Genomic DNA, 18,066 nt, shown 5'->3' on the forward strand with positions numbered 1-18,066 from the left:
TCAGAACTCTTCCCACTCGCTGTCCTCCACGTCCGCCGTCTGGCGCTTCTGCGCACCGGCAGAAGGGCGAGGGGTGGACGAAGCGGAAGCGCCGGAGCCGCCGCGGTGACCCCCGCTGCTGCCACCCTGGCTCGACCGTTGGCCACTGCCCCCGGCCGGCCGCGCCGCCTGGCCCGACTGCCCGCCGCTGCTCCGCGTCGGCCGGCTGGCCGAGCTCTTGGCCTTGGCCACCGCCTGATCGGCACCGCCGAAGAAGGCCATCAGCTGGACCAGGTTGGTGGACTGCTCGTCCAGGGACTCGGCGGCCGACGCGGCCTCCTCGACCAGCGCGGCGTTCTGTTGGGTGACCTCGTCGAGCTGGCTGACCGCTTTGTTGATCTCGTCGATCCCCGAAGACTGCTCCTCGCTGGCCGCGGAGATCTCCGCCACCTTGTCGGTGACCGTCTGAACCGCCTCGAGGATCTCCTTGAGGGTCTCATTGGACTCGTTGACCAGGCGGGTACCGTCCTCGACCTTCTCGCCGCTATCGTTGATCAGACGCTTGATGTCCTTGGCCGCGGTGGCACTGCGCTGGGCGAGGTTACGGACTTCTGCGGCGACCACGCCGAACCCGCGGCCGTGCTCACCGGCCCGGGCGGCCTCGACGGCTGCGTTGAGCGCCAGCAGATTGGTCTGGAAGGCGATCTCGTCGATCACCGTGATGATGTCCGAGATCTCGCGGCTCGACTGCTTGATCGCGCCCATCGCCTCGACCACCTGACCGGAGATCTGCTGGCCGCGCTCGGCCCGCTCGCGGGCCGCCGTGGCGAGCTGATTCGACTCGCGGGCGTTGTCCGCGGTCTGCTTCACCGTCGAGGTGAGCTCCTCGATGCTCGAGGCGGTCTCCTCCAGGGAGCTGGCCTGCTCCTCGGTACGCTGGGAGAGATCCTGGTTGCCCTGGGCGATCTCCGAGGACGCCGAGTCGATGCTCTCCGCCGTCTCGCGGACCTCGTCCACCGTCCGCCGCAGCACGTCGACGGTCGAGTTGACCCAGGCCTGCAGCTGGCCGAAGTCGCCCTTGAAATCGCCGTCCATGTGCTGAGCCAGATCGCCGTTGGCGACCTTCTCCATCACCCGGATCACCTCGCGCACCGGGGCCTGAGTGACGTCGAGGACCATGTTGATGTCCTCGCTCAGGGTGCGGATGAACCCCTCGGACATGCTCGAGGTCTCCACCCGGTGACTGAGCTCGCCGTTCTGGATACGCTCGATCAGCGCCTCGACATCGTGCTGCGCCTTCTTCTCGTTGGCGCGCCGGTGCCAGTCCTCGGTGATGTCGAACCACTCGAGGGTGTTGCCGAGGAAGTTGCCCTCCTCGTCGTCCTCGCCGGTGATATAGACGTTGAAACGCAGCTCGCCGATGTGCAGCTCCTGTTGCAGGGCGTCCTCGCGGACACGCTTCATCTGGCTCGCCAGCGACTGCAGCTGCGGGATCACGTCGAACAGCGAGCGCTGGTCCTCCAGGTTCTTGGTCGTGAACCCGGGATTGACCGCGGCGATCTGATCCGCGTAGTGCTCCAGCATCTTCTGCATGGGCTCATTGACGTAGTGGATCGTGCCGTCCGAATTGGTCATCAGGAAGGCCGTGGTCGCCGTATGCATGGCCAGCTTGGCACGGTAATACTCGATGTACTCCGCCCGGTCGACGGTGATCGTTCGCTTTTGGTCGCTGCCCGCCATGGTGGTGCCCCCACTATCCGACTCCGTGTGCGCTGCCTGGTGGTCCGGTGCCCCAGCCGTCTCTTCGTCCGTCTGCGCCGCCGAGGCCGGCGGCTGTTCCGTGTCGTCCTTCATCCAGGCCAACGGGTCGCGGCCCAGCTTCTTGTTGTCGCCGTTGGATCCACCGCTTTTCGCCACGGCTGCTCCTCCTCTACTCGGCCGCCGCCGGCTCGAGGACACGATACGCCTCGATGTCCCCGGCGACGGCGATGTAATCCTGCGCCCCGTTGCTCTCGGGGCGGTACTCGAAGATGGTCTGGCCGAACCCCGGCGCCTCGGCCAGCGCCACGTTGTCCCGGATCGGGGTCTGCAGAACCTGACCGGGGAAGTACTCCCGGAGCTTGCCCAGCACCTCCCGCGGCAGCCGGCGCTGCCCGTTGTAACGGGTCACCAGCACGTACTTGTGGGTGAAGATGTTCAGGCCCCGCTCGACCCGCATCAGGGTGCGCATCAGCCCGGCGAGCCCCTCCAGGGCCAGGTAGTCGCAGGAGACCGGCATGATGATCTCGTCGGTAGCCAGCAACGCATTCATGGCCAACAGGCCGGACGACGGGGGGCAATCGACGACGACAAAGTCCGGGAACGGCTCCAGGCCCCCGATCGCCTGTTGCAGCCGCCAGCCCCGCTCACGCCCGCCGCTCATCTGTTCGACCTCGGGCAACCGCGGCCCCGGCGGGACCAGGCGGAGGTTCTCCCGCCCCGACTGCAGTCGTTCAGCCAGCGGCACACCATCGAACAGGACGTCGTCCAGCCCGGGGTCGAGCCCTTCCAGGCCAAGACTGGCGGCGAAGTGCCCCTGGGGGTCGAGGTCGATCCCTACCACCTGGCGGCCGGAGCGCGCCCAGGCGTGGGCGACACTCACCGCCGAAGTGGTCTTGCCCACCCCGCCTTTCTGGTTCAGGAAGGAGACGACGCGGGGGCCTGCTGCGCTCATGCCCCGCTCGCCCCGTTCTTGTTGCCCTCATCCATCTCGCGGGCCAGGCGGCTCAGCAGCTCGACCACCTGCTCGGAGTTGTCCCCGAGCTGCTCCAGCTCGCCGGCAGCGGCGTCGACCTCGCCCTGGTTGTAGAGCTCGGCGGCGCGCTTGCCGTGGGCGTGGACCGCCCGGTGCGGCTCCTCCAGCTCGATGAAGGCCGGCAGCTGACGGATCCAGGCCTCCTCGACCGCGTCGTACCACTTGCCGAGACGACAGGCGTGGTGGTCGGTCAGCTCGCGGCTGTCGACATCCTCGCGACCGGCCAGCATGGCGGCGATGCGCCGCTTCCACATCACGTGGTCGAACTTGCTGCGCTCAATGAAGAGCTTGGGCAGATTGTGCTCGCCCAGCCGCTCGATCTGATCGGTGAGGATCGCCGTGGAGCGGCCCAGGGCGTCGAGGGTGCCCTCCACGTCGTTGACGTTGCGCTCGGTGCGGTCGGTCACGGCGCTGATGGACTCGGCCACCTGGGTCACCGCGCCCTTCTGCTCATTGATCACCGAGGAGACGTTCTGGATGTGCTCGGTCACCCCGCGCATGCGCTCGGCCACCTGCTGCATGGTCTGCGTGGTCTCGGCGGTGGCCTCGCGTCCCCGGTCGACGGCGCTGCCCATCTCTTCAACCGAGGCGGAGATGGCCTCGGTCTCGTCGCGCAGGGTCCGGATCCGTTGGGCGATATCTACGGTGGCGCTCTTCGTCTGATCGGCCAGGCGGCGCACCTCCTGGGCAACTACCGAGAAACCGGCGCCGGCCTGCCCGGCCCGGGCCGCCTCCACCGAGGCGTTGAGGGCCAGCATATTGGTCTGGAAGGCAATCTCTTCGATGAGCTCGATAATCGAGCCGATCTCGTTGGAAGCCTGGTTGAGCTGTTTGACGCGCGTGGCCGCCGTCTCGGCCAGTCCGGCGATCTCCCGGACCGTTTCGTCGGTGGTCCGCGAGGCCTTGTCACCGGCATCCACCAACTCCTGCACGCGCTCGGTCTCGGTGGCCACCGCAGCGCTGTTGTCGGCCACGGTGTCGACACTGGCGGCCAGTTCCTCGGAGGTGGAAGCGATGGTCTGACTGCGCTCGCTGGTCTCGCGAATGGTCATGCGCATCCCCGAGGTCGCCACCAGGCTGTCGGCGGTGTGCGCGGCCAGCTCGACGATGTCGTGCAGCGCGCGCGAGTCTTTCCGTCCGACCTGGCCGGCCAGCCGCCGCAGGGCCCTGGAGAGTTCGCAATCGCCGCGCGGCACGCCGAGGTAATCGCCGCGGCCGATCTGATCGATGGTGCCGAGCAGTTCTCGTACACGCTCCGGCGGCACCCAGCCCTCCTCGATCAGGGCGGTGCGCTCTTCGGCGGAAAGCGCGGTATTGGTGTCATTCATCGGGGGTACCCTCCTGCCCGGCCGAGCGGACCACCTCGGCGATGCGGCTCTGATCATCGGCGATGGCGAGATCCTCGTCGCTGAGCAGCTCATCGACGTCGAGGACGATCACCATCTTGTTCTCGTCCACCGTGGCCAGGCCACGGATGAAGTTGGTGCGTAGCGCGGCACCGAACTCCGGTGCCGGGCGGATCTGCTCGGACTGGAAGGTGTAAACCTCCGACAGCGCGTCCACCACCAGGCCCATGATCCGCTCCCGGCCGCCGCGGGCGACCACCCGGACCATGACCACCACGGTGAACTTGCTGTATTCCTGCGCCTGCATCCCGAAACGTTCCCGCAGATCGATGACCGGGACGATGGTGCCGCGCAGGTTGATGACACCCTTGACGTAGTGGGGCGTGTTGGGAATGGGCGTAACCCGCTGCCAACCCTTGATCTCCTGCACACGCAGGATATCGACCCCGTACTCCTCCTCGCCGAGAGTAAAGGTCAGGTACTGATCGCCATCGGCTGCAGCCTGCATGGCGTCAACAGTGTCTGCACCACTGCCCAGTGCGGCTGCCTTGCGGTCGTCTCCGAGGGTGCCGTGCTCGCTGTCCTGGGTCATGACTGCTCTCCGCTTCGCAACTGGGGGATCCCGGGGATGGATGCTTCAGGCGGCCTCATCGCTGTCCTCCGGGGTGGGGATGTAGGGCTGACGACGGCCACCGCGGCTCATCTCGATGAGCCCGGCGATATCGAGGATCAGGGCCACGGTGCCGTCGCCGAGGATGGTGGCGCCAGCGATGCCGGGCACCTGCAGGTAGTTGGCCTCCAGGCTCTTGATGACCACCTGCTGCTGATCAAGGAGGTCGTCGACAAAGACTCCCAGGTAGGTGTCTTCGTCCTCGACGATCACCATCAGCCCACCGGCGAGCTCGCGGCGAACCGGTTCGGTGTCGAAGAGCTCGTGGAGGCGCACGATGGGGACGTACCCCTCGCGCCAGTGGTAGACCTCGCCCCGGCCGGTAACCCGGCTGAGCTTGCTGCCGTCGACTTGGAGCGACTCGATGACCGAAACCAGCGGCACGATGTAGGTCTGGTCGCCTACCCGGAACAGCTGGCCGTCCAGGATCGAGAGGGTCAGCGGCAGCGAGATGGTGATGGTCGTGCCCTGCCCTTGAGCTGAGCGCACATGGATATTGCCGGACAGGGAGCGGACGTTGCGCTTGACCACATCCATCCCCACACCCCGGCCGGAGTATTCGGTGGCCTGCTCATGAGTGGAGAGCCCGGGATGGAAGATCAGGTCGAAGACCTGGTCATCGGGCAGTTCGGTGCCGTCCTCGAGCAGCCCGGAGCTGCGCGCCTTGGCCAGCAGCTTGTCGCGATTGATGCCGCGACCATCATCGGCGATCTCGATGATGATATTGCCGCCCTTGTGGTAGGCCTCGATGGTGATGGTGCCGGTCTCGGGCTTGCCGGCAGCGGCCCGCTCCTCCGGCGGCTCGATGCCGTGGTCGACGCTGTTGCGGACCAGATGGACCAGCGGATCGATGATCTTCTCCATCACCGTCTTGTCCAGCTCGGTCTGCTCGCCCTCCATCTGGAAGTCGACGGCCTTGCCCAGGGCGCGGCTGGTGTCGTGGACGATGCGCGGCAGCCGCGAGTAGGCGAAGCTGATTGGCACCATGCGGATGCGCATGACGTTCTCTTGCAGTTCGCGCGTGTTGCGCTCGAGCTGCGCCAGGCCGTCCTGGAGTTCTTCCAGGCGCTCGGCGGTGAACTCCTTGCCGACCTGGCTGAGCATCGACTGGGTGATCACCAGCTCACCGACCATATCGATGAGGGCGTCGATCTTCTCGGTATCCACCCGGATGGAGCTATTCCCTCCCCCACGGCGTGCGGCCGGCTTGCGCGCTTCGCCACCGCCGGCTGCGGGCGCCGCAGGGCCACTCTCCTCAGAGGTCGGCATCGGGGGCTGCCCGGGTGCTACCGGAGCTACCTCCTCGGTACCTGCGGCCTCCAGGGGCTGGATCTCGAGCCGGGCATCGTCCTCGACCCACTCGAAGACCTCGCGCACCGCCGCCTCGGGCACGTCGGCGTAGAGGCGCAGGGTCCAAGCCAGCTGACAGGTTTCCGGATCGAGCTGCTCGAAGGGCGGCAAACCCGAGGTGTCGCATTCGACCTCAAGCTCGCCGAGATCCTGGAGGGCCAAGAAGAGCCGACGCGGGTCGTTGCCCGTGGCGAACAGGTGGGGCTGCGGCTCGAAGCGAATCAACCAGCCGCCGCCGCCGCCTCCCCCGCGGGGCGGCGGCGCATCGTCACCGCCGGCATCACCGCCGCCGGCTGTCGGTCCGGCCGCGGCGCCGGTCGCCCCCCCACCGCCCACGGGTGCCTGCCCGAGCTGCTCGTCGAGCCGCTGCTGGGCAGTGCTGATCGCGTCGGCGTCCAGGGTTTGGTCACTCTGGATCGCCACCAGCATGCCTCGCAGGCAATCGACGGCATTCAGCAACACATTGACGCAGTCGGGCGTAACCGCCTGTTTGCCGTCACGCAGTCGATCGAGCAGGGTCTCCATGCGGTGGGTGAAGTCCGAGACCGCGCTGAGACCGAAGGTTCCGGCGCCCCCCTTGATGGAGTGGGCCGCGCGGAAGACGTTGTTGAGGGCCTCGGGATCCGGGCTCTCTGGATCGAGTTCCAGCAGGCCCGACTCCATGGTATCCAGCCCCTCGAAGCTCTCCTCGAAGAAGGTCTGCAGGAACTGGCTCAGGTCTACGCTCATCGCTCGCCCCCCCGTTGGGCGCTCAGGGCCCGGGCCGTCAGCGCACCACCTTCTTGATGGTGTTGACCAGCTGATCCGGGTCGAAGGGCTTGACCAACCACCCGGTCGCCCCGGCCGCCTTGCCCTCCTGCTTCTTCTCCGGCGCCGACTCGGTGGTCAGCAGCAGGATCGGCGTGAACTTGAAAGCGGGCAGTCCACGTAGCTCACGGACCAGGGTGATACCGTCCATCTTCGGCATGTTGACGTCCGTGATGACCAGGTCGAAGCCACCCGCCTTGGCCTTGGTCAATGCGTCCGTGCCATCCACCGCCTCGGTGACCTCGTAGCCCTGCTGCTTGAGGGTGTAGGTCACCATCTGCCGCATGGAGGCGGAATCATCGACCGCCAGGATCTTCGCCATCGTCTCGTTCCCTTCGTCTGTCTGGGTTAGCGGGCTGCGCCGCCGGACCCGAGTTCATCAGCCAGGCCAAGATCAGCGGCAGCCTCGGCGACCGGGGCCGGCGCCCCCCCGCCTTGCCACGACCAGCCGGAACGGCTCGTCGCCGCCCGCGCGAAGGCGGCCAGCAGCTGCACGCCGGCGGCGTCGACCCGTTGCAGCCGCGCACCGTCCAGCGTGACCGGCTGCCCGGAGGCCAGCGCGTCGCTAAGCGTCTCTTTGAGGGTTGTCGCTACGGTGATGTCGAGTTGCTCGCCCAACTCGATCGGCTGATCGGCCGCCATGATTTCCCTACGCGCTTGCCGGTTGTCCTTGCAGATTGCCCGTCATTGTCGTTAACGGCAAGAGCCGGCATTCACTTGAATGGCATGCCTCCCCGTTGTAGGGCCACGCGCGGGACATCAGGACGTGCGCGCGCGCCGCGCCTTGATGGCAGCCTCGAGCCGCTCGGCGGCCTGTTCGAGGCCGGGCAGACACGCCCGGGCCGTGGCCAGATCGCCGGTGCGCGCCGCATCGTCCAGGTTGCGCGCGCACTCGCGCGCCTCCACGGCCCGAACGCTGGCCAAGGCCCCCTTGATCGGGTGAGAGACCTGGTGAGCGGCTTCGGGATCTCCACGGTCGAGGGCGTCACGCAGGGTGGCCAGGCGCACCGGGAGGTCTTGCTGGATTCGCTCCAGCAGCATGTCCGCCAGCTGCTCGTCGCGGCCGATGTTGTCGAGCAGCTCTTCCAGGTCGATCACGGGGCGATCGGACATCGCGCCGGCTCCTTCGCTAACGGGGTGGGGGTCACGCAGTGGGTTGCCAACCTTCGCGCAGGCACGGCAACAAGCGCCGGAACGTTTCGGTCCCGGCGCGCTGGAGCCACTCGAAGGCGACCATCTCGGCACCCACGATCACCACGCCGGCCTGGCGCATGCGGGCCAGGGCCAAGTCGCGATCAGCGGCACGCCGCGAACCCACCGCCTCGGCCACAGCAAACACCTGATGGCCCAACTGCTGCAGACCCAGAGCCGTCTGCAGGACACAGACGTGGGCCTCCGTGCCGGCGATGATCACCTGCTCGGGGAGGCGGACACCCGCACGGCTGGGGTCCTGGGCCCAGGAGAAGTGCATCTTGGTATGGCATTGCGATGCCGGCACCCAGCGGGCCACCGGGCCCGCGGTGGCCCCCAGTCGCTCCGGATACTGCTCCGTGGCGTGGATCGGCAGCTCGAGCTCATGCGCAACCCCCGCCAACCAGTCCGCCGCGGCGACCACCTGCTCGCCGCCGTCTATCGCCGGCAGCAACCGCTCCTGCAGGTCCACCAGTAGCAGGGCGCTGCGCGCCGGGTCGATCAGGGTGTCCGTCATCGCGAGAACATCACTCCAACGCCGAAACGCACCTGCGGCTGGCTCCTCGCCGCAGCCGCCTGCGGCCAGAGGTGGACGGCATCCGTGGCCACCACCGGGTAGGTCAGCTCCTGCTCGCCCACGCGCCCGGTGCGCAGAGCCTCCACCGGCCCGCGGACTGTGACCAGCCGGCCGGGCCGATGGTCGGCGCTCTCCAGAAACCCCGGGTAGTCGACCAAGAACCGCCCCTGCGGCGAAGCCCCGGTGCGGGGGCGCTGGCTGCGCTCCAGCGGATAGCTCACCACCTCCAGCCGCGTCGTATCTTCCAGATGCTCGACACCCACGATACGCCCTGCCCACAGGACCTCGCTACCAACGGCGTCGTCGCCGGCGGCAGCGGCATCGCGGGCGGTCAGCTCGGTGGACAGGTCGTCATTCCGCTCGAAGGGCGCGCCGGCGGCACAGCCCAGCAGGACCACCGCAGCAGCCGGCAGCAACCAGCGGACCACGCGGGCCGAGCGCCCGCGGCGAGCGACTGCGGAGCGCCCCATCACCAGTACGGCCGCCGGTAGGGCCCGTAGTAATAAGGGGACCCCGGATGCCGGTACCAGCGATGGTCGCACCAGGGGTCATACCACGGATCGTAGTAGGGACGCGGGGCCACCTGCCTGGGCTCGGCCCGCTCCTGCCAGAGATGGTGGGCTGCGACTTCGACCACCGGATAGGTGTAGCCGTACTCGCCGATCGCCCCTTTCACGGTGCCGTCCAGGGTCCCGGCCACGGTGAACTCCCGCCCCGGGGCGTAGAGCGTGGGCTCCAGGAACCCTTCGACCCGCGCCAGGAAGCGGCCCTCCGAACGGTCCGCATCACGGGGCTGGCCACCGCTGCGCAGCGGCCGCTCGACGATCTCCAGCCAGGTGGCGTCGGCCTCGTTGCGCACCTCGACGATCTCCCCGCCCCAGCGCACCGATTCGCCGTCGTGGCCCCCGGGGTCGTCGCGCACCTGCGCCAGGGATGGGGTCTCGTCCGGGGGACTGCGTACCGGATCCGGCACCGTACTGGCGCACCCCGCCAGCAGCCACGCCATCACCACCAGGAACAGGACTCGGATGGACACCACAGCGGCCTCCGTCGGCTCGGGCTCTCCCCCCCTCAGTATACAAAGCCGCTAGCCGGCGGCCACCGCCCGCCAGCGACGCACCCACCGCGGCAAGAGACCGTGACGGGGCGCCAGCAGCAGCGCCAGCAGAAACAGCGACGCGGACACCAGCACCATCGCCCCGCCCGAGGCGACATCGAAGTAGTAGGCCAGGTAGAGCCCCACTACCGCCGCCGTGACACCGCACAGCCCGGCCAGCGGGATCATCCGCGTCAGCCGGTCGGTGAGCAGGTAGGCGGTCGCTCCCGGCGTGATCAGCATAGCCACCACGAGGATGATGCCGACAGTCTCCAGGCTGGCGACAATGGTCAGCGTCAGGAGCAGGATCAGGCCGTAGTGGATCACCGCCGTGTTCATGCCCAGGGCCCGGGCGTGGATCTCGTCGAAGGTGTAGGCAAACAACGCCTTGAAGCCCAGCCCCACGGCAAGGAGCGCCACCACACCAGCGCCCAGGGTGAGCAGCAACGCTGAGCGGTCCACCCCCAGCACATTGCCGAAGAGGACGTGCATCAGGTGGGTGGAGGTGGCGACCTGGCTGATGATCACCACGCCCAGGGCGAACGCCGCCGTGAACATGATGCCGATGGCGGTATCCGACTTGAGCCGGGTGGTCCGCTCAATGAAGCCGATCCCCAGCGAGGTCAGTGCACCGGCCAGGAAGGCGCCGATGAAGAACGGCCACCCGATCAGGTAGGCGATGGCCACCCCGGGCAGGACCGCGTGCGAGATGGCATCGCCGAGCAGCGCCCAGCGCTTGAGGACGACGAAGCAGGAGAGCACCCCGCACACCAGCCCCACAGCGATGGCGGTGAGCAGGGCTCGCTGCATGAACTGGTAGCTGAACGGCTCGGCCAACGGCTCCGGCAGCAGACCCACGAGGGCCATCAACCCGGCCAGCAGGACGTCGATGACGGCGTCGGCCCAGCCCATCAGGACTCCTCCTGCAGACCGCGGGCGAAGGTGGGATCGGCGGCGCGCAGAAGCGAGCGCTCGTCGGCCATGACCTCCTCAGGCGGGCCCGAGGCGATCACCGAGCGGTTGAACAGGACCAGCCGGTCGGCGTGACGCCGAGCCCCGGCGATGTCGTGGGTCACCAGGACCACCGTCCGCCCGGCGGCGCGCAGGTCCCGCAGCACGCCAAAGATCAGCGCCTCGCTGGAGCGATCAACGCCCACCAGGGGCTCGTCGAGGAGGAGCAACTGCGCCTTTTGCGCCAGGGCGCGAGCGAGCAACACGCGCTTCTTCTGCCCTCCGGAGAGCTCGCTGATGTGGCGATCGGCCAGCTCCGCCATGTCGGTGGCCGACAGCGCCTCGGCCACCGCCTGATGATGCTCCGCTCCAAGCCACCGGCGCGGCAGCCAGCGCTGCACCCCGTTCCGGCGCAGGCTCGGGTAACGCGCGGAGAACACCACATCCCGGACCGAGGCGGGGAAGTCCCAGTCCAGGGTCTCGTGCTGCGGCATGTAGGCCACGTCACCGGCGCCACGCGCCTGCCCGGGCGAGCGCCCCCCGATGCGGATCTGACCGCGTCGCGGCCGGATCAGCCCCATGATCAGCTTGAGGAGGGTGGACTTGCCGGCGCCGTTGGGGCCCACCAAGGCCACCAATTCACCGGCGGGGATCCGCAGACGGGCATCGGCCACCGCATCCACACCGTGGTAGCCGGCGCACAGCCCCTCCGCTTCGATGGCCACCAAGCCGTCCCCCCTGCCCGCTGCCCCCATTGCACTGCCTGCGTGGTACGCCAATGCTGCCCCGCTTTACTCGGCCAGCGCGCCCACGATGGTCTCGGCGTTGTGGCGCATCATCTGCAGGTAATCAGCCGCCGGGCCGTCCGCCCCGCTGAGCGAATCGACGTAGAGGGGGCCGGCGATCTCGACACCGGTCTCATCGGCCACCGAACGCACATGGCGATCCGAGATGGTGCTCTCCCAGAACACCGCCCCGGGCTGCCACTCCCGGACCCGGTCGATGACCCGCATGATCTGTCGGGGCGAACCCTCCTGCTCGGCGTTGGTGCCCCAGATCCCGTCGTGCTCGAAGCCGAAGGCCTCTGCAAAGTAAGGGAAGGCCGCCTCGCTGGTGACCAGGAAGCGCTGCGCCTCGGGGACTGCCTCGAGTTTTTCGCCGATCTGCGTAAAGAGGGTCTCCAGCTCTTCCTGATAGGCCGCAGCATTGTCGCGGTAGACGCCCTCCCCCTTGGGGTCGAGCTCGATCAGGGCGTCACGGATGGCGCTGACGTAGCCCTGGACCGCCCGCGGATCCATCCACAGGTGCGGATCCGGGTCGCCCTCGAAATCGCCGATACGGATCGGCAGGGTGTCGTGCCCCGAGCGCTCGGCCACGGCAACCACCGGCACCTGATCGCCCGCGGTGGCGCGCACCTGGCGCATCCACTGCTCCAGATCGTAGCCGTTATAGAAGACCCCATCGGCGCGCTCAAGATCCCGGAAGTTGCGCGGCTGCAACTCCCACTCGTGGACCTCGGCGTCCACCGGGGTCAGGCTGCTGACGGCCACCCGGTCCCCGCCGACCTGTTCAACCAGATCGGCCAGGATGGTGAACGTGGCGGCAATGCGGAGCGGCCCCTCCGCCGCAGCGGCCGACGGCGTCAACGCCACCGCCACAGCCAGCGCCAGGACCCAGCGCCTAGAGCGGCCCGCCTGCCAGCCACGCCTGCCCCCAGGCGTACCCGGCTCCCTCAGTCTGTTTGTGTCGTTCATCTTGACCAGTTTCCTCGCTACGACCGCCTGCGTCCAGCCACCCGCGCCGGCGGGCCGGGCGGCCACAGCACGGCTGATTGGCCGCCGGGCGGCGAACACTGCGGTCGATCCGGTTGCGGAGGGCAGCGGCGGGTTTCATGCTTACACCTTTGAACGCTTCTAATCTTTAGGCTCTAATTTAGAAGCGCTCAAAAGAGATGTCAAACACCCGTCCCGTCGGACGACTCGCCAGCGCCCCAACACCCCGCCCAACGCAGGGCCTGACGGGTCGCGGCATCCGCCTCGGCGGGCGGTGGCGCCTCGCCGCGGGCAACCGGGGCCAACCCCTTGGCCACCCGCTTGCCCAGCTCGACGCCCCACTGATCGAAGGGATTGATCCCCCAAAGGCTCGCCTGGACGAACACGCGATGCTCGTGCAGGGCCAGCAGGCGCCCGAGTGTATAGGCGTCGAGCCGCCGGAAAAGGATGAGCGTCACCGGTCGGCCGCCCTCGTAGCGGTGGTGCTCGGCCTCCGGCCCGCTCCCCTGCGGCGCCTGCCCCTGGCACAGCGCCTGGACCTGGCCCAGGGCGCTCGCCAGGTTCAGCCCGGCGTGCCGCTCGGGCAGGCCGCCCTCCTCCACCGGCACGAGGAACTCGGCGATGACCCGACCGGTGCCCTGATGCAGCCACTGAAAGAACGAGTGCTGGCCGTTGATCCCCACCTCGCCCCAGCAGCTGGTCCCGGTGGGGTAGTCCACCGGCTGCCCATCGCGGGTAACCGACTTGCCCAGGCTTTCCATGTCCAGCTGCTGTAGGTAGGCCGGAAGCCGGCGCAGCCCCGGGTGATACGGCAACACGACGTGCCCGGTGGCGCCGCGGAGGCTGATCTGCCAGACCCCGAGGAGCCCGAGCAGCAAAGGGATATTCTGCGCCGCCGGCGCGCTCCGGAAGTGCTCATCCATGGCACGCATGCCGCGGCGCAGCTCGTTGAAGCGCTCCATACCGATCACCGCCGCCAGCGGCAGCCCCATGGTTGACGGCAGGGAGTAGCGACCACCGACCCACTCCCAGATCCGGAACCGCCGCTCGGCGGGAATCCCGAAATCGGCCATGGCCGACTCGTTCGCCGAGATGCCCACGAACTGCTCTGGCACCGGCCGCCCGGCCTCCGCCTCCAGCCACGCCCACGCGGTCCGGGCATTGGTGAGGGTCTCCAGGGTGGAGAAGGACTTGGAGGCCACGCAGAAGAGGGTTTCGGCCGGGTCGATCCGCCCCCACACAGCGGCCAGCTCGCGCCCGTCCACCCCGGATACGGTATGGAGCCGCAGGGGTTCATCACCGTCGGCCAGGGCCTGATGGGCCATGGTGACGCCGGCCTCCGAGCCACCGATGCCGATGTTCACCACGTGGCGCAGGGGCCGACCGTCGTAGCCGCGCACATCGCCACTGCGCAGGGCCTCGACGAAGGCAGCCATGCGCTGCAGCTCCTCGTAGACGGCCGGGATCACGTCTTCGCCATCCACATGGATGGAGGCATCGGGCCTGCTGCGCAGCGCCGTATGCAGCGCAGGCCGCCCCTCGGACTCGTTGACGGACGCCCCCGAGAACAACGCCTCGATGCGCCCGGGGACGCCGCGCTCCTCGGCTAGGCGCAGCAGCCGCTCCCAGGTGGAATCGGTCACCGGGTGCCGGGAGAGATCGACGCGCAGGTCTTCGTGGTGCAGGCAGTAGCGCTCGACGCGCCCCGGATCGGCCCCCAGGAGCGCACCTGCGTGTTCGGTGTCATCGTGGCCAAGCAGTTCCTGCCAGACCGGGGAGTGCGTCAGCGCAGTCGTCATCTACAGTCCATCCTCTGTCGCCCAACACACCCTCGGTCATCGAGGCAGCCCCCGCCGGTTTCAAGCCTCGGGACGACCGGCGCTCAGAGGGGGCGACGAATACTCTCGCCCCGGCCCATACCGTAGTAGGTAAAACCGAGCGCCTCCATCATCGAAGGCGGGTAGACATTGCGCCCATCGAAGACCACCGGCTGGCGCAGCGCGTCCCGGATGCGCTCGAAGTCGGGGCTGCGGAAGACCTGCCACTCGGTACAGACGATCAGCGCGTCGGCGTCCTCCACGGCGTCGTAGAGGTTGTCGCAGAGTTCCAGATCCTGCCGGTTGCCGTAGATCCGTTCGGCCTCGTCCATCGCCTCGGGGTCGTAGGCCTGGACCCGCGCCCCGGCTTCCCAGAGCGCCTCCATGACGACACGACTGGGGGCTTCACGCATGTCGTCGGTGTTCGGCTTGAAGGCCAACCCCCAGAGCCCGAAGGTCCGCCCGCCCAGGTCCTCGCCAAAGTGTGCGTGCAGACGATGAACCAGCACCTGCTTCTGCCGGGCGTTGACGCTCTCCACCGCCTCGAGCAACTCGGGCTGATACCCGTACTCGTGCGCCGTGTGGGTCAGCGCCTTGACATCCTTGGGGAAGCAGGAGCCGCCGTAGCCACACCCCGGATAAATGAAGTGGTAGCCGATGCGCGGATCCGACCCCATCCCCACCCGTACCTGCTCGATATCGGCACCCAGGCGCTCGGCCAGGTTGGAGAGCTCGTTCATGAAGCTGATCTTGGTCGCCAACATGGCATTGGAGGCGTACTTGGTCAGCTCCGCAGAGCGCACATCCATGGCGATCAGCCGGTCGTGGCTACGATTGAACGGCGCGTAGAGCGCCTTCATGAGCTCGCCGGTGCGCGGGTTGTCGCTGCCGATGATGATGCGGTCGGGCTTGACGAAGTCGTCGATGGCCGCCCCTTCCTTGAGGAACTCAGGGTTGGAGACGACGTCGTACTCCAGCTGCTCGCCGCGGGCGGCCAGCTCCTCGCCCACCGCGGCGCGCACCCGGTCCGCGGTGCCCACGGGCACGGTGGACTTATCGACGACCACCCGGTAGTCATCCATGTGCTGGCCGATGGTCCGGGCCACAGCGAGTACATGCTGCAGGTCCGCCGAGCCATCCTCGTCCGAAGGCGTGCCCACGGCGATGAACTGGAACAGGCCGTGGTGCACCCCCTCGGCGGCATTGGTGGTAAAGCGCAGCCGCCCCTCCTCCTGGTTGAAGGAGAGCATCTCGTCGAGCCCCGGCTCGTAGATGGGGACCTCACCGCGCTGCAACTGCGCGACGCGCTCCGCGTCGATATCGACACAGACAACGTCGTTGCCGGCATCGGCGAAGCAGGTCCCGGTAACCAGACCCACGTAGCCGCTGCCGAAGATCGTGACCTTCATGATTCACTCCACTCCTTGAGGGGCCGCCTCTCAGACCCCGTAAAACGCTCGATACCAAGCCACGAACTGCGGTAAACCCTGCTCGATGGCCGTCTGCGGGTGCCACCCCGTCGCGGCGGTCAGATCGTCGATGTCGGCGTAGGTCTCGGCGACGTCTCCTGGCTGCATGGGCAGCTCGTGCCGCTGCGCCTTCCGCCCGCAGGCGTCCTCCAGGGCGGCGATGAAGTCCTCGAGCGCCACAGGCCGATGGTTGCCGATATTGTAGACGCGGTAGGGCGCGTTGCTGCGCGCCGGATCCGGGGCATCGGTGGAGAACTCCGGATCCGGCTCCGGCAGGGTGTCCATCACGCGCAGCACCCCGTCGACGATATCGTCGATGTAGGTGAAGTCGCGGCGCATGCGGCCGTAGTTGTAGACCTCGATAGGCTCTCCGGCGAGGATCGACCGCGTAAACTTGAACGGCGCCATGTCCGGACGCCCCCAGGGGCCGTAGACGGTGAAGAAGCGCAGACCGGTGACGGGCAGACCGTAGAGGTGGGCGTAGGTGTGCGCCATCAGCTCGTTGGACTTCTTGGTGGCCGCGTAGAGCGACACCGGGTGATCGACGTTGTCGTGGACCGAGAACGGCATACGCGTGTTGGCGCCGTAGACTGAACTCGAAGAGGCGTAGACCAGGTGCCCGGTGTCGTGGTGACGGCACCCCTCCAGGATGTTGCCGAAGCCCACCAGATTGCTGTCGATGTACGCCCGCGGATTCTCCAGGGAATAGCGCACGCCGGCCTGGGCGGCCAGATGGATGACGCGGTCGAAGCGCCCCTCGCGGAAGAGGGCGTCGACGCCGGCGGAATCGGCGAGGTCTACGCGGGCGAAGTAGAAATCCCCCTCGCAGCGGCGCAGCTCGTCCAGGCGCGCCTCCTTGAGGGTTACGTCGTAGTAGTCGTTGAGATTATCGATTCCGACGACTTGATGGCCCGCCTCGATCAGCTGCCGGGCGCAGTGCATGCCGATGAAACCGGCCACGCCGGTGACGAGGATTCGCACGGGTTTCCTTCCTCTCGCGCAGTTACACCGGGGAAAAACGGCCTTTAGGGTACCCGAGGCCCGATTCGCCGTACAGGGCGGACCCGCCTAGCCGCCAGCCGGGCGGGCCACCACCAGACAGGAGGCCCGCCCGGCGTGCTCGGCGAGGGTCTCCCAGGCCTCCAGCTCCAGACCGCCGGCGCGGATCTGCGCCCGGAACGTCTCCTCATAAGTGACCCGCCCGAAGTCGATGCTGGTCATCCGCCTGAGCATCGGCTTGAGGCGCTCCAGCCACGGCGCCCGCCGCCGCTGGATGGTCTGGGTAAAGAGCAGGCACCCTCCCGGGCGCAGGAGCCTGGCGCAGTGGCGCAGGGCCCGCTCCGGTTCGGGCAAGAGCATGAAGCTGGCCGAGAAGTAGACGGCATCGTACGGCCCACCGTCGTGGTCGTAGACCGATTCGTGGTGCAGGGCGACCCGCTCGGCCAGGACCGAGGCCGCAACCCGCTGGCGGGCCCGCTCGATATAGTCCCCATCGATGTCGATGCCGGTTACCCGCTGATCCCGCTCCCGGACCCGCTCAGCGTTGGCCAGCAGGGCCCCCGCCGTCCCCACACCCACATCCAGCACATGCGCCCCCTCGGGCAGCCGCTCGAGCACCTCGGCGTACCAGCGGGCGGTGAGGCGAAGGATCAGGGCGTCGTAAACAGCGCTGCGGATGCCGGGCATGCGGACCTCACGGGTCAGGGGCTGGCTTCCATCGGCGGGCGGCCCGCCGGTTGCCGGGCCACCGCTCGCATCGCGCGGGATCCTACCAGATCCGCCACTCGCCCTGATCGGTGCGCACCAGCTCCAGCTCATCCTTGTGCTCCATGGTGCTGCCGGGCTCCACCTGCCCCGCCTGGCGCAGGGCAAACCCCCACAGCGTGAACACCATCTCCAGGCTGTCCAGCGGGGTATCGCTGCTGAAGGCGCGCTCGCCGAAGGCGCCCGGGTCACGCAGGAGTTCCACCCCCTCCTCGGTGATCGCCACTTCCTTGCGCACGCGGATCAGATAGGAGCCATCATCGCGCTCGTGGGTAGAAACGAGCTCGAAGTCCACTAACTCAAAAACCTTGACGTCCCCGAGGTAGAACTCGGTCTCGTCCTCGAACAGCAGGTCACGGACCTCCGACTCCGTGGGACTGGGCCCGCTGCGCTCGCAGCCAGCGGCCACCAACGCCAGGGCCAGCACCAGGATCAGGGCCGGAGCGGAACGGCGAATGCGCAGCATCAAGCTTCTCCCTCCAG

Annotated in this window: 19 protein-coding genes; all 19 read right to left on the reverse strand. The window is 68.0% G+C overall.

The genetic code is table 11. The annotated features are described in order from the left end of the window. The 19 genes from HHAL_RS10930 to HHAL_RS11020 all read right to left on the reverse strand — a co-directional run bounded on the left by HHAL_RS10930 (position 1) and on the right by HHAL_RS11020 (position 18,049). Positions 1–1,896 carry a methyl-accepting chemotaxis protein gene (locus HHAL_RS10930; RefSeq protein WP_049751669.1) on the reverse strand — a complete coding sequence of 632 codons (1,896 nt, stop codon included), beginning with the start codon at positions 1,894–1,896 and terminating at the stop codon, positions 1–3. A gap of 13 nt (positions 1,897–1,909) precedes the next feature. Then, positions 1,910–2,692, reverse strand: coding sequence for a ParA family protein (locus tag HHAL_RS10935; RefSeq protein WP_011814950.1), 783 nt, complete (start codon positions 2,690–2,692; stop codon positions 1,910–1,912). Next, entirely contained in the window at positions 2,689–4,101 is a 1,413-nt protein-coding gene (locus tag HHAL_RS10940) for a methyl-accepting chemotaxis protein (RefSeq protein WP_011814951.1), read from the reverse strand. The genes HHAL_RS10935 and HHAL_RS10940 overlap by 4 nt, the downstream gene beginning before the upstream one ends. Beyond that, positions 4,094–4,627, reverse strand: a complete 534-nt coding sequence (locus HHAL_RS10945; protein WP_144446201.1) for a chemotaxis protein CheW — start codon at positions 4,625–4,627, stop codon at positions 4,094–4,096. The genes HHAL_RS10940 and HHAL_RS10945 overlap by 8 nt, the downstream gene beginning before the upstream one ends. 129 nt (positions 4,628–4,756) lie before the next feature. After that, on the reverse strand, positions 4,757–6,868 hold the full coding sequence (locus HHAL_RS10950) for a chemotaxis protein CheA (protein ID WP_011814953.1): 2,112 nt from the start codon (positions 6,866–6,868) through the stop codon (positions 4,757–4,759). 37 nt (positions 6,869–6,905) lie between these two features. After that, positions 6,906–7,268 carry a response regulator gene (locus HHAL_RS10955; protein ID WP_011814954.1) on the reverse strand — a complete coding sequence of 121 codons (363 nt, stop codon included), beginning with the start codon at positions 7,266–7,268 and terminating at the stop codon, positions 6,906–6,908. A gap of 26 nt (positions 7,269–7,294) precedes the next feature. Then, positions 7,295–7,588 (reverse strand): STAS domain-containing protein, encoded by a 294-nt coding sequence (locus HHAL_RS10960; RefSeq protein ID WP_011814955.1) that lies wholly within the window; start codon positions 7,586–7,588, stop codon positions 7,295–7,297. A gap of 117 nt (positions 7,589–7,705) precedes the next feature. Continuing rightward, the gene (locus tag HHAL_RS10965; RefSeq protein ID WP_011814956.1) at positions 7,706–8,059 is read right to left on the reverse strand and encodes an Hpt domain-containing protein; all 354 of its coding nucleotides are present in this window, start codon (positions 8,057–8,059) and stop codon (positions 7,706–7,708) included. A gap of 31 nt (positions 8,060–8,090) precedes the next feature. Further along, the gene (locus tag HHAL_RS10970) at positions 8,091–8,654 is read right to left on the reverse strand and encodes an isochorismatase family protein (protein WP_011814957.1); all 564 of its coding nucleotides are present in this window, start codon (positions 8,652–8,654) and stop codon (positions 8,091–8,093) included. Next, positions 8,651–9,142, reverse strand: coding sequence for a Slp family lipoprotein (locus HHAL_RS10975; protein WP_041595676.1), 492 nt, complete (start codon positions 9,140–9,142; stop codon positions 8,651–8,653). Before HHAL_RS10975 ends, HHAL_RS10970 begins: the two co-directional genes overlap by 4 nt. A gap of 41 nt (positions 9,143–9,183) precedes the next feature. Then, positions 9,184–9,750: a Slp family lipoprotein gene (locus HHAL_RS10980; RefSeq protein ID WP_144446140.1), complete on the reverse strand. Its 567-nt coding sequence runs from the start codon at positions 9,748–9,750 to the stop codon at positions 9,184–9,186. 51 nt (positions 9,751–9,801) lie between these two features. Beyond that, complete coding sequence (locus HHAL_RS10985) at positions 9,802–10,722, reverse strand: metal ABC transporter permease (RefSeq protein WP_011814960.1); 921 nt, start codon at positions 10,720–10,722, stop codon at positions 9,802–9,804. Then, positions 10,722–11,486 (reverse strand): metal ABC transporter ATP-binding protein, encoded by a 765-nt coding sequence (locus tag HHAL_RS10990; protein ID WP_011814961.1) that lies wholly within the window; start codon positions 11,484–11,486, stop codon positions 10,722–10,724. Before HHAL_RS10990 ends, HHAL_RS10985 begins: the two co-directional genes overlap by 1 nt. A 66-nt stretch (positions 11,487–11,552) precedes the next feature. Continuing rightward, positions 11,553–12,515 carry a metal ABC transporter solute-binding protein, Zn/Mn family gene (locus HHAL_RS10995; RefSeq protein ID WP_011814962.1) on the reverse strand — a complete coding sequence of 321 codons (963 nt, stop codon included), beginning with the start codon at positions 12,513–12,515 and terminating at the stop codon, positions 11,553–11,555. Positions 12,516–12,715: 200 nt separating this feature from the next. Beyond that, positions 12,716–14,332, reverse strand: coding sequence for a glucose-6-phosphate isomerase (gene pgi / locus HHAL_RS11000; protein ID WP_011814963.1), 1,617 nt, complete (start codon positions 14,330–14,332; stop codon positions 12,716–12,718). An 83-nt stretch (positions 14,333–14,415) separates the two neighbouring features. After that, the gene (locus tag HHAL_RS11005; protein WP_011814964.1) at positions 14,416–15,759 is read right to left on the reverse strand and encodes a UDP-glucose dehydrogenase family protein; all 1,344 of its coding nucleotides are present in this window, start codon (positions 15,757–15,759) and stop codon (positions 14,416–14,418) included. A 30-nt stretch (positions 15,760–15,789) separates the two neighbouring features. Further along, complete coding sequence (locus HHAL_RS11010) at positions 15,790–16,800, reverse strand: NAD-dependent epimerase (RefSeq protein ID WP_011814965.1); 1,011 nt, start codon at positions 16,798–16,800, stop codon at positions 15,790–15,792. Positions 16,801–16,887: 87 nt separating this feature from the next. Beyond that, positions 16,888–17,496, reverse strand: coding sequence for a class I SAM-dependent methyltransferase (locus HHAL_RS11015; RefSeq protein ID WP_041595679.1), 609 nt, complete (start codon positions 17,494–17,496; stop codon positions 16,888–16,890). Between the two features lie 91 nt (positions 17,497–17,587). After that, positions 17,588–18,049, reverse strand: a complete 462-nt coding sequence (locus HHAL_RS11020) for a hypothetical protein (protein WP_011814967.1) — start codon at positions 18,047–18,049, stop codon at positions 17,588–17,590. Positions 18,050–18,066: the final 17 nt, after the last annotated feature.

Origin of the sequence: Halorhodospira halophila SL1, assembly GCF_000015585.1 — a bacterium.
GTDB lineage: Bacteria > Pseudomonadota > Gammaproteobacteria > Nitrococcales > Halorhodospiraceae > Halorhodospira > Halorhodospira halophila.